We start from the raw sequence: 15236 nt of genomic DNA, 5'->3' as shown, positions 1-15236 counted from the left end.
CGATAAACTACGCAGCATCCTTTCGCCTAGACGGATGTAACGTGCATCGAAAAACAGCAATCCTTTTTATTACTGCCGGTATATCGGCCGCTTTGAGCCCACGCTCTCACGCTGACGAACCTGTCGATCAGCAGCCCGTGCGGCGCGTCGCTTGTATCGGCGACAGCATCACGTGCGGGCATGGATTGAAGGATCCGAAACGCGAAGCATACCCTGCTCAACTCCAAGAGATCCTCGGGGGCGACTACGAAGTTCGCGCGTTCTGCATGAGCGGAACGACGTTGCTCAGGAAAGGTGCGAAGTCGATTTGGGCGACCAACGAATGGAAGCTCGCTCAAGCGTATGGCGCCGACGTGGCCATCGTGCAGTTAGGGACAAACGACACGAAAGAAGCCGATTGGCGGCAACACCGAGGCGAATTCGTCGACGACTGCAAATCGCTGATTCGCTCGCTGCGTGAGAAGAATCCTGCCGTCGACGTGTTCGTTTGTTTGCCGCCGCCGCTATTTCGAGATCGCGGCAAACCATGGGACACGGATGCAATTCTCGCCAAGGAAATTGTGCCGAAGCTACGCCGCGTTGCTGCAGACGAGAACGCCACGCTGATCAACGTCTACAGTGCCTGCGACTCGCACAGCAGCGACTTTTCGGATGGAGTTCATCCCAATGCCGCCGCTTCGAAGCTGATAGCGGAAACGATCAGCGCGGCCATTGATGCTCGTCGCCAAGAGAAGAAATCGGAACAAGACGCCAAGGGCAAGTAGAACCGATCTTCAGCCAGTGGCGGCTAGGCCCCATTTACTTCGCCTACCGCCTCAGAATCGCCACTACGTTCTCCAGTAGGTCATTTAGCGGACCAGACAGGCTGGCCGACAACCGATTCGGGAACTTACCTATCTCGCCCAGTGGCAACAAGTAATCGCATAACTTTTTTCTCCATAATAACTTACCTAACAAATTAATTGCGTCGACGGTCCTCTGCAGGTGATCGCTAGAGACTTTGAATTTTTTTGTTGCAACCCCGCTGGACTGCATGTAGCATACAACCTGTCCGAACATCCTGTCATTCAGTGGCGTCGGCGAGGGTTGTGGTCGAATCAGCAAGAAGCAATGAGCGATATCAAGGACAATTCGTCGATCGCCGACGCCGGTGCGGGCACGAAGCACGCGCAACTGCGTCTCGCATTGGAATCAGAAATTGCGAACGGCGCTTACCTCCCAGGGCACTTTCTTCCGTCCGAACCCGAATTAGCGCGACGTTTTTCTCTCTCGCGCAGCACGGTGCGGCAGGCGCTCTTTTCCCTTGAGCAGGACGGAGTCGTCGAACGACACCCAGGCAAAGGGACGGTCGTATGCGATCGCGAGGCCGTGAAGAACCAGCCGCACATGGCGGCGTTCGCAATCGTCCTTCCTGAAATTCAATCTGGCCACTACCCGGCGCTTGTCGATGGGTTCGCCGCAGCGGCGAGCGACCTGCACTACCAAATCCTCGTCTGCACGACTGGCAACGAGACCAGCCGCCAAGGCGACATCATCCTGCAGCTTCTCGACAAGCGGGTGGCTGGAGTCGCCCTGCTCCCGCCGACCGTGGGGAACATTCCCGATTATCAATTGCGCCAGCTTCAAAGCCAGGGCATCCCGATCGTGATGCTCCATCGCGCGATCGACGGCGTCCCGGCGCCGGTCGTGGCAATTTCATTCGAAGACGTGATCATCAAAGCGGCGGAATCGTTGCTCAGTCGCGGGCACCGCCGCATCGCGCTTCTCGCTAGTCACCGTAGCGAAGCAGTTAATCGCTACGAAGCGGCTCTCAGCCTGGCGCTCCGCAAAGCCGGCAGCGATCTGCCGCCTGAGTTGATCAAGATTGGCGCGTCGAAGTCGAGCCAAGTAGGGCCTGCGCGGACGCGCGAGATTGACGAAGCGCTCGCCTCGATGCTGACGTTGCCCGAAGATCGTCGCCCCACGGCAATCATCGATCCTTGGGACTCGGACATGGAGGCATGCTACTTCTCGCTCTTGCGCGCGGGAATCGAGCCGCCGCATCAGATTTCGTTAGTCAGTTTTGGCGGAGCAAGCCGACTGAACGTGCTCGCCAAACGACTCACCGCCGTTACCGTCGACGAGCCGGCGACGGCTAAGCTCACCGCGCAACTGCTTGATCAGATGAAGCGCGGGGTGCGTTCAATTAGCGACGCCAGTCGATTTCTGGCGCCGTTAGGTTTCCATCAAGGGGAAACAATCGCCGAGCCAGCTGCAATGCCGCCGCGCTGGCCGGGAATGTAGGCAGGACGCCTGCGCTGGGATTGACGCACGGATGAGCGGCGAGCGACCGATCATTTTTTAGTTCGCAATCTCATTTCCACAGGGGAGCGTCACCGATGAACAGCGTGCGCCGTCTCATTACGCCTATCTTCGCACTTTCTCTTACGTGCGGCGGTACTGCCCGCGCAGCAAACCTGCTTTACAACTTTGAAGGCGACAGCGGAACGACGGTTACCGACAAGCTCACGTCAGACGGCGCACAGAACGGCGTCATCTACAACAACGTCGATCCCACGGACAATTTTGATCCGCGTTTCGGCAATCAAGCGGCCTTCTTTGACAACCCGCCGCCGCTGGCGGAAGGCGACTTTTCTTCGATCGAAATTCCAGACTCGACGCTTGCCGCGGGCGCCTCGTTCACCTTGGGCGGATGGGTGAATCAAGATGTTGTGAGCCTTCCGACGGCTCGCTTCCGCATCTTCAGCAGTTTCTCCTCCGGCACGGTCCCTAACAACGTCTTGCTGCTTGACTCCGGCCGTTCAGCTACTAACTCGAGCCTGCGCGGCATTGTGGGAGGCATCCAGTTCACCGGCACGGTCACGCCTGCGTTGTCGCCTGGCTATCATCATTACGCGATGACCGTCGACGGCACGGTCAGCGGAAACTCCGCGGTTCAGCTCTACATCGACGGCAATCCGATCTCCACCACCGCTAGCGGAACGCTCGGAGCTTACTCCAACACCGTCAACCTGCGGATTGGCGAGGACGTCTCGCTCTATCCACGGACCAATAGCGCCAACGAGCAGATTGTCGGTAACGCCGACGACATGTTCATGATCTCGCGCTCGTTGTCGCCCGCTCAGATTTCATCGATTTACAACGGCGGCACAGGCGCTCCCGTCTCTAACGTCATTACGCCCGTGGGGGGCGAAAAAGCCGTCTACTACAACTTCGAGGGAGATACGGGCACGACGGTCACGGACAAGTTCACGCTCGATGGAAATCAAAACGGGATCGTACGCGCGTCGGGAACCGTTGATTCGGCTGCAGCTAACGCGAAGGTTGGCAACACCTCGTTTAACTTCCTCGACCCCCAACCTCCCACGACGCCGGGCAATCAAATCTTCAGCCAAATCAACGCCGGCCAAGTCGGCGATCTCGGCCCTAATTTCACGATTTCGGCAGTCGTTAATCCTTATACCAACGGTCAGGTGAGCAACGGCGTCGCTCGAATTCTCAGCAGCTACGCTGGCACCGGATCGACCGCCGGCAGCTTGATTCTCGACTTCAATCCGAGCACCGTCACCGGTATCCGTTTGTTCCTCCCCAGCAATACCGGAGCCGCGACCTTGACCGTCGCTGGGCCGAACAAGCCGGACTTGAACATTAACACCAAGCAAACCCTCACGATTGTTTACGAAACCGGGACGACGAACGATTCGGTGAAGCTTTACCTGGACGGCACCCTTGTCGCCAGCAAGACCGATCTCCCTGCCGGCACCGTGCAAACGCTAGGAACCAATGAGTTACGAATCGGCGAAGATCGCGGCGGCTACCGCGGAGCGTACGCCAACGAGAATTTCACTGGGAGCATGGACGACGTGATGATCCTCGGTCGCGCCTTGACCCCCGAACAAGTGACGTTCTTGAACGCCAACGGCGCCGACGCTCTCATTGCAACGCTGCCGACTGGAATTCCAGGAGATTTCAACGCCGACTCAAAGGTCGACGGCGCCGACTTTCTCGTGTGGCAACGCAATACCAGCGTCGGCAGCTTGAACGATTGGAAGACCAACTTCGGGACCGTGGGGGCTGAAGGCGCCGTCGGAGTCGTTCCCGAACCGGCGACCGCTGCGATGGCATGCGTTGGCTTCGCGGCGCTGTTCACGCGCCGTTCGCGACGGTTCCCCGCCTAATTCGTTCTTGCGAGAGCGCGCCTGCGCTCCCGTTTGGTTTGGGCGGCCGACTCGCGGAGCATATGCGGGGGCAGTGTTCCGTCGAGTCGGTCGTCAATCCAGCTGAATTGACGCGCCGAACTCTTGCTTCAGTGACGCGATGGCGTCGCTACACCTTGGAGGAATTGGCTAATGAAGACTTTGCTCACGACGGCACTCGTCGCCCTCTGGGGCGCGGCGACGACGCAGGCCGCGATTATTGACACCTTCACGCGTGCCGACGGCACGCCCGTGACCAATAGCGTTGGCGTCACGGAAGTCGGCGGAATCGCCTACGTCGAACGCAACAACAGCGCGAGCGGTTCCACGGTCGACGGCACTGCCGCCGTCAGCAATAACAAGCTGCTGATCACCGGCCAACAAAACACCACGTTAGCTCACAATTTGATCACTGGCGGCGCCTATCTGCCCGTGGATTATCGTGACGTGCGAGTTGGGCTTGATCTGGAGTTTCTGCTTTCCGCAGGCTCGCCTACCGGATCGTCGCCGAATCAGTTCAACAATACGTTTCTCCTGATGCTTCGCAGCCGCGTCGGGCAAAACTTCGGCACCACCGCCGTGGATCACGCCGGATTAGTCGCGATCGAGATGGTGGCGAACGGGGCCATCCAAGTTCGCGAGCAGCGAGGCGCATCGAATCTCGTCTTCGTGCGCAACGCCAATCCGTTCACCGGCTTGGCAGCGTCCCGCGATCCCCTTCCGGGCGTGCTCCCAGCCAATTTCGGATCAGGCACATTCGACGTCAATCAAAACGGGTATCTCGATGTCAATGAACCCGTTCACTTCGAAGCAGCGCTCTCCGGAACGTCGCTCAATCTCTACGTCAACGGCGTGCAGTACGGAGATCCCATCACCCTAGCGCTCACTTCGGCGGCCACTGGCCAAATCAACGGCATCGGCTTGCAAAAGAATCGTATTGGCGGCACGCTCGCCGTTGGCACGGATCTGCTCGTGGACAATCTGGACGTCACCGTCGTTCCAGAACCTGCCTCAGCCGCTCTCGCCATGCTAGGGATGGCTTGCGCATGCGCCGCTCGTCGGCGTCAACGCTGAGGCGTTCCGCGAGGCAATCGCACGGCTCGCGTCATTACTCACTCGCACAGACGACGTTGCGATGACGATCTCAAGACCGGCTGTCGTCGGGTGCATTATTTGGCTGTTCACGGCCGCGGGAGCGATCAGCGTCGCTCCCGCGGCCATCATTAGCGACGCTCGCTTGGAGAGCGTGAGCAAAGTCTGGGACGCCGCGCCGCACAATGCCTTCACCGGGCTCACCTATTACAACGGCTCGTTTTTTCTCACCTTCCGCGAGGGGCCGATGCATGGGGTGCCCGCGGCTGGGCAGGCTGGCGGCAAGGTCCGCATCCTCACTTCTCTCGACGGGTCAAGCTGGAGCAGTTCTGCAGTCATCAGTCTCGGCGCGATTGACCACGACCTTCGCGATCCAAAGCTCACCGTCACGCCTGACGGCCGACTCATGTTGCTGGCGACCGACGTTCCTAACGTGGGGGCGTCGGGCACGAGGCAATCGTTCACGTGGTTCTCTCCCGACGGAACGAACTGGTCGAACCCTTCAGCTGCACTGAGCGATTCTCAGTGGCTGTGGCGTGCAACGTGGAACCCAGCGAACAACGCCGCTTATGGCGTCAGCTACGGCAGCGCTAGCGGTCAAACGAGACTGCTCGCCAGCCCGACGGGAACCGTCTTCGGCTCCGTCGTGCCTGCTTTCGCAGCGGGAAACGAAACAACCCTGCTGTTCGACGACAATGGCAGCGGCGTCGCTCTCGTTCGCCGCGAGGGCGCCGGTGCGTTGGTTGGCGTTAGCTCCGATATGACGAACTGGACTTTTCAGAATACGAACGTATTCGTCGGCGGCCCCGACATGATCCGAATTCCCGACGGCCGCATTATCGTCGGCGGACGGTTTTTGGATAATTTCTCAACGAATGCCCGTACCTCGCTGGGCGTACTCAATCCTGCCACGGGATCGTTGCAGGAGTTGCTCCGCCTGCCGTCGGGCGGCGATACCGGCTATCCCGGCTTTGTATGGAAGGACAACAAGCTTTGGGTCAGCTACTATTCGTCGCATCAACAGAAAGCGTCGATTTACATGGCGACCGTGACACTCGGAAATCTTGCCGACTCATTCACCCGCGCGGACGGGTCAACGGCGACGAACAGCCTCGGTCTGCCGGAAACTGGCGGCTACAGCTACGTCGAACGGGGCAACACGGCAGCGCAACTGATTCCGACCGGTACGATCCAGATCGCGGGCAACGAGTTGCGGATTACTGGTTCGCGCGTGGGGTCGACTCCTGCCGACACCACCGGCGGCGTTTACTTGTCCGGCGTCGACGCCTCGGACGTCAATCTCTCCATGCGAGTCGGCTTCAACGTCGTCGGCGCCGCACCGTCGGGAATCGCGGGCGACGAGTCCAATAAATTCAATCACAACTTGCTGCTCATGCTTAGGAGTCGCAGCCAGCAGAATTTCGGCTCGCCTTCCTCCCTGGAGAACGGCATGGTCGCCGTCGAGTTCGGTCCTAACGGCGACCTCCTGGTGCGCGAGCAAACTGGCCTGGGCGCCAGCGGGTTGAGCACGATCGCCAATTTCAACTATTTCACGGGGCAGGCCAACGCGCGCGAGCCAGTGCCTGGTGCACTGCCCGCCGCGTTTGGATCAGGGGACTTCGACGTCAACCAGAACGGCTATATCGACTCCAATGAGCGAATTGATTTTGGCGTGGAACTTATCGGCCGTCATTTGCAGGCCTATGTCAACGGACTCCCGTATGGACCAAGTTTGAGCCTAGCCAACCTTCGCGCCATGCCTGGGGAAGCCAATGGAATTGGCTTGCACAAAAACAGGCTAGGGAGTTCGTTTCAAGTCTTTACGGACGTCCTTGTGGACGACCTCGACCTCAATGCAACATTTACGCGGCCTGGCGATTTCAACGGAGACGATCGCGTCGACGGCGAAGATTTTCTCGTGTGGCAACGAACAGCTGGCCCTGATGCGGGACCATTCGCTCCCGCGGACGCGAATAACGACGGCCAGATCGACCAAGCCGACTTGAAAGTTTGGCAACTAAATTTCGGCCTTGAAGGCGTTTCAGAATCGCCGACGTTTCGCATCCCCGAACCTGATGCAGCAATATTGGCGATTACGCTTTTCAATGCTGTCATGAGACGAAAGCGTCTCGACGGCTTAACGCGCGATTGAAAAATCGCTTCCTAACGCAAGCGACGCAACCAAAAGGACGCTCACTCTTAGGTTGCTAGCGGCTGGCGCCTCGCCGATCATTCTCAAAAAACCGGCGTTGCCTCAACTACGAATAACTTAGTAAAACGGCTGCATCGACCTAACGAGCCGGTGTAGCGCATGCGAAATCAAACTTCAATAATGCACGCAAGGCAGTATCTTCGGGCCCTCCCGAGCGGCTTCACTGTCTTAGAACTACTGATCGCGATTGGAATTATCGCGATGCTCTTCGCGTTGCTGCTGCCGGCGGTCATGGCGGCGCGCGAAGCTGCTCGAAGGACCACATGCGTCAACCACCTCCGGCAGATCGGCGTGGCTTTTCAGAGTCATCACGATCAGGTCGGCAGCCTCCCCCCTGCCTGGCAACTTGCGAATTCCGACAAGCGTTTCGCTTATGGCTGGGCGACGCGAGTGCTTCCGTATCTCGAACAGGAAGTTCTCGCGAAGCGATTCGACTTTAGCGTCAGACCGACGCTGGCAATGGAGGAAACCACTCACCCGTCGTTCATTTGCCCGTCGGACATCATTGAACCCGCTTTCGATCTTTGGAGCGAACCGTTGGGGGAAGAGTCGCACGACGCCCCGCCTACAATGCCGCCTGACGACGGCTCAGCGGAGCCGATCATACGACTCCCCTCCGCAAACTACCAAGGAGTGTTCGGTACTGCAGAGGCCGATGAAGCCTACGAACCGTCTGCTCTGGCCGACGCCTCTTTCGGCGAGGGGAGCGTGGTGCACAACCGCCGAGTTCGCTTCAGCGATCTTGAGCGCGGACTCAGCAACACGCTGCTCATTGGCGAACGCGTCATGGCGATGGTGCCCTCGACATGGCTAGGCGTCGACCTCAGAGGCGAGGACTCCACTTGCCGTCTCGTTGGGTCGGCGATCACTCAACCCAACTGCACGCCATGCGACGAATGTGAATTCGGCAGCCGCCATGCCGGGGGATCCCAGTTCGCTTGGGCCGATGGCCATGTCTCACTCGTTAGCGATGACGTTGATTCGGCGACCTATCAGCAGATGGCCCTGCGGGATAGTCAGTAGGAACTGAGAGCATGAATGATCAGAGCGAAACATTCGTACTCACCGCGGCGGAAGCCGAAGTGATGAACGTCATCTGGGACGATGCTCCGATCGCGGTCGCCGATATTGTCCCGCGGCTTCCGCGCGAGCTGGCCTACACGACAGTCATGACGACGGTGCGCATCCTTGAAACCAAAGGATTTCTTACGCAATGCGGCAAGAGGGGAAGAGCCTTCCTCTACCGTCCAGCCGTTGAGCGAGACGTCGCGCAAGGAACGATGTCGCTCGAAATTGCCAACCGACTGTTCGGAGGATCGCTGAAGTCTCTGGTACTGAACGTCGTTCAAGACGAAGCGATAAGTGCTGCCGATCTGGCGGAAGTCAAACGCGCCATCGAACAGCTGGAAGCACGAAAATGACCTCGCTCCACTGGTTTCAATTCCTGATTTCGTTCGCCCTGCAAGCGGCGATCGTCACGATTCTTGCATGCCAAATCGAACGGCGCTGCAAGAACGCGACGACCAAGACGCGCCTGTGGACGTCCTACTATCTCTGTATTATTGGATTGCTCGCGACCGGCGCCCTGCTGCCTCATCTTTACTGGGCGAATCCTTGGCAGTATTTGAGCGATCGCAACCTGATTCGCGTCGTTCACGTCGAAAACGCTGCGGTCGTGCTGCTGCTTTGCGTGTGGTTGCTAGGCATTGCCTGGCTGGCAATCCGCTGGGCCTACGGCTCGCGCCAGCTAGCCCTCTTCATCCGCAACTGCCGCCATGCAACGCCGAACGAACTTGCCGTCATCCAAGCCGCGACGCCAACGTCATTGCGACGCCCGGACGGGCATGCGGTCGAGTTCCGCATTCTCCCTGACTCGATCGCGCCGTTCTGCTATCAACTTCACCGTCCGCTGGTGCTGCTTCCCCGAACGGTCGTCATCGGCAACGCCGACGATCTTCGGCAAATTCTCCAGCACGAGCTCACTCATCTTCAAACGCAGCATCCCGTTCAGGTTTTCATCCAACGGCTCGTGCAGACGCTGTTGTGGTTCATGCCAACCATCTGGACTGCAGGACGACTAGCGCGCCTTGCGCGAGAGTTTGTCTGCGATGAGGCGGCCGTCGACGGCGGCGAGTCCGCCGCACGGTACTTGAGAATGCTGCTCCGCTACGCCCGGTGCGAGAACACGCAAGACGCTGCCGTCCTCAACGCTGTCCGCTCCCCGCACGAACTCAACGTCCGTGCGCAACGGCTTGCGAGCGGCGATACCGCCGGCGACGGACGGATCATGCGGTTCGCCCCCATGTTGATGTTGTTCCTCACGCTTTTAGTCGCTCAGCTTTGGTTGCCAACCCATCCCTTGGCGTCTGCCAAATCATGGTGCTCCCCCTGGCCTCGTTGGACGGCTGCGGTGTTGCACGCGTTCGAGATCCCCGTCAGAGACTTCGATCAATTTGATTCTAGGCTCCAACTTCACGACCTGGAGAAAGGGAGCAATGCTGCTTCGGGGTAATGTCGTAAAAAAATTTCGGCCTAACTCCTAAATAATTAGTAGATGCTAGAGCGCTTAGCCTCAGGCACGCCTGCATCCGCCTCGATTCTCTAACCATCACGCATGGATGCGAAGAATGGCACTGAACAACACAAATCAGAAGAGCGAAAACGAGCCGCCTCTAGTAAGTCTCTCGTTACTGATTCCCACGTGGAATGAATCCGCCACCATCGGGCGGACGATTATTGACGCCAAGAATGCGATCGCTGAGCTTGCAGACATGTACGAGGTGCTCGTCATTGACGACGGCGGCCGCGACTGGACGGCTGCGACCATCCACTCGATCAGCATCACGAATCCTGGCGTGCGATTGGTCCCGCACGAGCCCAACCGCGGCTACGGCCTTGCTCTCCGGTCGGGCTTCATGGCTGCGACATGCGATCTCGTCGTGTTCACAGACGTTGCACGCCAATTCGACGTCTCCCAGCTAGACCGATTTTCGATCGTGTCCCGTGCCTTCGAGATCGTCCGCGGCTACCGCACCGTACACAAAGAGCCGCCTCTGAGCGCCATCTATTCAGAGTTGTTCGAAAAACTCGCGCAGACGCTGAATCAAGCGAACATTCGAGACGCCGACGGCGGCCTGAGGATGTTCCATCGTGAATCATTGCTAAATCTCACGCCTCTCGCCGCCAAGCGAGCCCAATCGTCAGGCGCGGCGTCGCTGTCTCGCGTCTCAGGCTAGCGAATCGCCTGACTCTTGCTCACTCGTTTCAACAGTCTCAAGGTGCTGCGCGGTTGGAAGCGCTCGCATCGATGGCCTTGCTATCAACATACTCAAAATAGGATTCTTTAGATGGTTAATACGCAAGATTGGGTCGCATTGATCGCGAAACACCGGATACATTTTACGACGATGATCGTCCTATCGCTGCTCGCCTGGAAATTTATCGCGATGCAACAGAACGACGACGCTGCGAGCCATAGCCCCCTTCACATAGGGATCGGTCTGATACTAGTCGGCTGCGGTCTCTCTCTGCGCACATGGGCGGCAGGGACGTTGCGCAAGCACGTGGGACTCACGACGACAGGCCCTTACTCGATTATCCGCAACCCGCTGTATGTAGGTACGTTCATGATGGTTGCGGGCTTCGCCGCCATCGCCGACGCGTCTGCGATCGTCTGGCTGGCTTCGGTCGCGTGCTTGGCAATGTGCGTATGTGCTGTGCTGCATGAAGAGCGGAAACTTTCCGACCATTTTGGCGCGGATTGGCGGCAATACACCCTCGCGACTCCCAGGTTCGTTCCGCGGAGACTGGCGCCACAAAACAGCACCTGGACGCTCCGGGAATGGATTCGCAATCGCGAGTATCAAGCGGTGTTGGCAACCATGGCGGGACTGAGCGCACTTGCTGCGCTGGAAGCGTTCTAGCGTCTCTCGGCCTCCTGGTTTAGCCGCCGTTCGACGAACTCCACCTATCCCGCGTTGGCCAATCGAGCGAAGTTCGATAGATTACCCCGTCGAGTCGTGCGCTCCTCTTTTCGCCACGGGGAATTCTGACAGTGGAACCACAGCATCCGGTTGTGACCGATCTCCCGATTGGCATCAGGGCGACAGGACTCCGCCGCGAAACAGATTCGATGGGCGCCATCGACGTCCCGGCCGATCGATATTGGGGGGCGCAAACCCAGCGTTCGCTGATCCATTTCTCGATCGGCGACGACCGTATGCCAAAACGCGTCTATCACGCCTACGGGTACGTCAAGAAGGCCGCGGCGCTGGTGAACGCGGCGGCAGGGCGATTGCCTGCTTGGAAGGCCGAGGCCATCGTCAGAGCAGCGGAGGAAGTAATCGCCGGGAAACTCGACGATGATTTTCCGCTCTACGTCTGGCAGACTGGTTCCGGCACCCAGTCAAACATGAACGTCAACGAGGTGATCTCGAACCGTGCCATCCAGCTTTTGGGGGGAGCGCTCGGCAGTAAATCGCCGGTCCATCCCAACGACGACGTCAACATGGGACAGTCGTCGAATGACAGCTTCCCGACGGCGATGCATGTCGCCGCCATCCTGGAACTAGACGAAACGCTCCTCCCGCGCGTGGAGGCTCTGACGAAAGTCATTGAGGCCAAATCGCAGCAATGGATGGGAGTGGTGAAGACCGGCCGCACTCATCTGCAAGATGCGACGCCGCTCACTGTCGGCCAGGAATGGTCTGGCTACGGGGTGCAACTCCGCGATGCGCTGGCTCGGGTCGAGGCCTCGAGGGCTGGGATTTATCAGCTGGCGGCCGGCGGCACGGCGGTGGGCACCGGGCTGAATGCGCCTCCAGGCTTCAGCAAAGAGATCGCAGCAAAAATCGCCCAGCTGACCGCGCGGCCGTTCGTCACGGCGCCGAACAAGTTTGCAGCGCAAGGGTCGCTCGACGCAATCGTCGCCGTCATGGCAGCGGTGCGCGGCTTGGCGGTTGCGCTCATGAAAATCGCCAATGACATGCGTTGGCTCGCTTCCGGCCCGCGCTGCGGCTTGGGCGAATTGATTTTGCCGGCCAACGAGCCCGGTTCGTCAATCATGCCCGGCAAGGTGAATCCCACGCAATGCGAAGCGATGGTGATGGTCTGCATCCAGGTAATCGGAGACGACAACGCTGTCGCCTTCGCAGGGAGCCAAGGAAATTTCGAACTGAACGCGATGCGGCCGATCATCATCAACAACGCGCTGCATGCGATCCGCATTCTTGGCGACGCCTGCGAGAAATTCCGGCTCTATTCAGTCGAAGGAACGGAACTCCACCATTCCCGCATTGAGGCGACGGTCGGGCAATCGCTGATGCTGGTGACGGCTCTTTCGCCTGTGATCGGGTATGACAAGGCCTCGAAAATCGCGCACTTGGCCAACGACGAAGGGCTTACGCTAAAAGAGGCCGCTGTGAAGAGCGGATTCGTCGATGAGAAGCAGTTTGATGAAATCGTCAATCCGTCGAAAATGGTCGGGCACGGCGTCGCGGGCGCGTGAACTCGATGAGATATATGCAAATTGGCACGTTCGGTAAGCAACGGATGCGTAGCAACGCCTTCCCTTCATTCTCAGGAGATCCGGATGTTTAGCAGACAGGCGAAGGTTATCAAGGATGGCTCCGGTCGACGCATGACGACGACTGCGCGGGGATACGAGGTACTGCGTGATCCGGCACTCAACAAAGGGACCGCGTTTTCCAAGGCCGAGCGCGCTGCCTTGAATCTCGATGGCCTGCTTCCGCCGGTGATAACAACGGAACTGGAACCGCAATTGGAGCGGGCCTACGCCGCCTATCACGCAGCGCCCACGGATCTCCAAAAGCACGTTTACATGTGGCGGCTGCACGACAACAACGCGACGTTGTTTTACGCATTGCTGCAGCGGCACATGCTGGAAATCTTGCCGGTGGTGTACGATCCGGTCGTCGGCGAGGCGATTGAAAACTACAGCGAGGTGATGACGCGACCGCGCGGCGTATTTCTGAGCATTGACGAGCCGGAGAAGGTCGAGGCAAAGCTTGCCGACTTCGGCGCGGGCCCCGACGACATCGACCTGTTGGTCGCCAGCGATGCGGAGGAAATTCTCGGCATCGGCGATTGGGGATCCAACGGCATCGACATCTCAATTGGCAAGCTCGCCGTCTACACTGCGGCGGCGGGAATCGACCCGCACGGCGTTGTGCCGGTCGTTCTCGACGTCGGCACCAACAACGAACAGCTGCTGAACGATCCGTTGTACATCGGTTGCCGCCGCAGCCGCGTGCGCGGGAAGGCCTACGACGATTTTATTGACGCCTATGTCACGGCGGCAAAGAAGCTATTCCCCAAGGCGATGCTGCACTGGGAAGATTTCGGCTCCACCAACGCGCGCCGCATCCTGAGTCGTTACCGAGAAAAGGTGGCGACGTTCAACGACGATATGCAAGGCACAGGCGCCATCGTGCTGTCGGGCCTGCTAAACGCCGTCGAACGAACGAGAACCACTTGGACCGAGCAACGCGTCGTCATCTTCGGCGCCGGCACCGCGGGGGTCGGCATTGCTGATCAGATTCGCGACCTCATGGTGCGGCATGGCCTGCAAGTTGACGAAGCCACGCTTCGCATTTGGTTGGTCGATCTGCCTGGCCTGCTGACCGCCGAGATGAAGGAAGGGTTGCTCGATTACCAGCGTCCCTACGCTCGTGACGATCAAGAAGTCGCCAAGCTACAACGCACGCCGTGCGAGGCGATTCCAGCGACGGAAACTCGCTGGCCGGAGATGGCTGGGTTGCGAGCCGCAGCCGCGGCGAAGGGCGGGATCATCGACCTCGCCACGGTCGTCGCAGCAGTGAAGCCGACGATCCTAATCGGCACATCGACCACGCCGCAACAATTCACCGAAAAAATTGTGAGGTCGATGGCGGCGGCGACAGAGCATCCGATCATCTTCCCTCTTTCCAATCCAACGAAGCTTCACGAAGCGACGCCGACTCAAATTTTGACATGGACGGATGGCAAAGCGTTCGTTGCGACGGGGGCTCCGTTTGACGACGTGAAATTGAACGGAGTCGCCTATGCGATCGGACAGGCCAACAACGCCGCGCTGTACCCAGGTCTTGGCTTGGGCGTCGTCGTCTCACGGGCGTCGATGGTCTCCGACGAGATGATTTTCTCGGCCGCCCAGGCTGTCGCTGGGCAAGCTCCAGCCGCGACTCCAGGAGCGTCGCTGCTTCCCTCGAACGCCGACTTGCGCACAACTTCCAGCGTGGTGGCGGTCGAGGTTGCGAGAACGGCGATTCGCCAGGGGTTAGTGCGCAATCCGCTCGACGACGTCGTTGAGGCGGTTCGCGAATCGCAGTGGTGGCCTGTCTATGTCCCCGTGGACGCGGTTTGACGACGAGCGTTTAAGGAGCGATTCAGCGTACGAGAGGCGACAGTGTGTCGGAAACCAAATGGCCCCCAATCAGAACATTTTCACGCGCGATCAATTTGACTCATTGGCGATTTGACTAATTTAAAAGCCCCTCAAACCTTCTCGCAGCCGCCAACTCTTCTTGCGCGGCAGCGGCGCCTATCCACTTCGGCTTGAATCGCAGCCCCGCTTGCTGCTCATGCGCCTCAGTTATCGGCTTAGCAAATTGCTGGAAAAACTCCACGCCCTTGCGGACGCTCCGCGTGGAGTCGCGAAAGGCGTCGAGGCTCGGCGACGTCGCCAACAGCGAGGCCCTTCACGGGTTGCAGCAAAAGCT

Annotated in this window: 12 protein-coding genes; all 12 read left to right on the top strand. The window is 59.0% G+C overall.

The genetic code is table 11. From position 1 onward, the window contains the following. Nucleotides 1-92: 92 nt before the first annotated feature. On the top strand, nucleotides 93-764 hold the full coding sequence (locus PLANPX_RS10725; RefSeq protein ID WP_172991977.1) for a GDSL-type esterase/lipase family protein: 672 nt from the start codon (nucleotides 93-95) through the stop codon (nucleotides 762-764). A 346-nt stretch (nucleotides 765-1110) separates the two neighbouring features. After that, complete coding sequence (locus PLANPX_RS10720) at nucleotides 1111-2283, top strand: GntR family transcriptional regulator (protein WP_152098728.1); 1173 nt, start codon at nucleotides 1111-1113, stop codon at nucleotides 2281-2283. A gap of 95 nt (nucleotides 2284-2378) precedes the next feature. After that, nucleotides 2379-4178, top strand: a complete 1800-nt coding sequence (locus tag PLANPX_RS10715) for a LamG-like jellyroll fold domain-containing protein (protein ID WP_152098727.1) — start codon at nucleotides 2379-2381, stop codon at nucleotides 4176-4178. Nucleotides 4179-4349: 171 nt separating this feature from the next. Continuing rightward, nucleotides 4350-5270, top strand: a complete 921-nt coding sequence (locus tag PLANPX_RS10710) for a PEP-CTERM sorting domain-containing protein (protein ID WP_152098726.1) — start codon at nucleotides 4350-4352, stop codon at nucleotides 5268-5270. A gap of 61 nt (nucleotides 5271-5331) precedes the next feature. Next, nucleotides 5332-7440, top strand: a complete 2109-nt coding sequence (locus PLANPX_RS10705; protein ID WP_152098725.1) for a dockerin type I domain-containing protein — start codon at nucleotides 5332-5334, stop codon at nucleotides 7438-7440. Nucleotides 7441-7701: 261 nt separating this feature from the next. Beyond that, on the top strand, nucleotides 7702-8523 hold the full coding sequence (locus tag PLANPX_RS10700; RefSeq protein WP_232536371.1) for a DUF1559 domain-containing protein: 822 nt from the start codon (nucleotides 7702-7704) through the stop codon (nucleotides 8521-8523). An 11-nt stretch (nucleotides 8524-8534) separates the two neighbouring features. After that, nucleotides 8535-8921: a BlaI/MecI/CopY family transcriptional regulator gene (locus PLANPX_RS10695; RefSeq protein ID WP_152098723.1), complete on the top strand. Its 387-nt coding sequence runs from the start codon at nucleotides 8535-8537 to the stop codon at nucleotides 8919-8921. After that, a complete protein-coding gene (locus PLANPX_RS10690) occupies nucleotides 8918-10012 on the top strand; it encodes a M56 family metallopeptidase (RefSeq protein ID WP_152098722.1) in 1095 nt (364 codons plus the stop codon). The genes PLANPX_RS10695 and PLANPX_RS10690 overlap by 4 nt, the downstream gene beginning before the upstream one ends. 115 nt (nucleotides 10013-10127) lie before the next feature. After that, nucleotides 10128-10736, top strand: a complete 609-nt coding sequence (locus PLANPX_RS10685) for a glycosyltransferase family 2 protein (RefSeq protein ID WP_172991976.1) — start codon at nucleotides 10128-10130, stop codon at nucleotides 10734-10736. A 111-nt stretch (nucleotides 10737-10847) separates the two neighbouring features. Beyond that, complete coding sequence (locus PLANPX_RS10680; RefSeq protein ID WP_152098720.1) at nucleotides 10848-11423, top strand: methyltransferase family protein; 576 nt, start codon at nucleotides 10848-10850, stop codon at nucleotides 11421-11423. 131 nt (nucleotides 11424-11554) lie between these two features. Then, nucleotides 11555-13006: a class II fumarate hydratase gene (gene fumC / locus PLANPX_RS10675; RefSeq protein WP_232536370.1), complete on the top strand. Its 1452-nt coding sequence runs from the start codon at nucleotides 11555-11557 to the stop codon at nucleotides 13004-13006. A gap of 84 nt (nucleotides 13007-13090) precedes the next feature. Next, on the top strand, nucleotides 13091-14881 hold the full coding sequence (locus PLANPX_RS10670) for an NAD-dependent malic enzyme (protein WP_152098718.1): 1791 nt from the start codon (nucleotides 13091-13093) through the stop codon (nucleotides 14879-14881). Nucleotides 14882-15236 lie beyond the last annotated feature (355 nt).

The organism is Lacipirellula parvula, from assembly GCF_009177095.1.
GTDB classification, from domain to species: domain Bacteria; phylum Planctomycetota; class Planctomycetia; order Pirellulales; family Lacipirellulaceae; genus Lacipirellula; species Lacipirellula parvula.
This window is presented reverse-complemented; position numbering and strand designations above follow the sequence as displayed.

Coding starts and splice junctions, on each gene's coding strand:
- PLANPX_RS10715 (WP_152098727.1), top strand. CDS start 2,379: ATGAACAGCGTGCGCCGTCTCATTACGCCTATCTTCGCACTTTCTCTT.
- PLANPX_RS10705 (WP_152098725.1), top strand. CDS start 5,332: ATGACGATCTCAAGACCGGCTGTCGTCGGGTGCATTATTTGGCTGTTC.
- PLANPX_RS10670 (WP_152098718.1), top strand. CDS start 13,091: ATGTTTAGCAGACAGGCGAAGGTTATCAAGGATGGCTCCGGTCGACGC.
- PLANPX_RS10685 (WP_172991976.1), top strand. CDS start 10,128: ATGGCACTGAACAACACAAATCAGAAGAGCGAAAACGAGCCGCCTCTA.
- PLANPX_RS10690 (WP_152098722.1), top strand. CDS start 8,918: ATGACCTCGCTCCACTGGTTTCAATTCCTGATTTCGTTCGCCCTGCAA.
- PLANPX_RS10700 (WP_232536371.1), top strand. CDS start 7,702: ATGCTCTTCGCGTTGCTGCTGCCGGCGGTCATGGCGGCGCGCGAAGCT.
- PLANPX_RS10720 (WP_152098728.1), top strand. CDS start 1,111: ATGAGCGATATCAAGGACAATTCGTCGATCGCCGACGCCGGTGCGGGC.
- PLANPX_RS10680 (WP_152098720.1), top strand. CDS start 10,848: ATGGTTAATACGCAAGATTGGGTCGCATTGATCGCGAAACACCGGATA.
- PLANPX_RS10695 (WP_152098723.1), top strand. CDS start 8,535: ATGAATGATCAGAGCGAAACATTCGTACTCACCGCGGCGGAAGCCGAA.
- PLANPX_RS10710 (WP_152098726.1), top strand. CDS start 4,350: ATGAAGACTTTGCTCACGACGGCACTCGTCGCCCTCTGGGGCGCGGCG.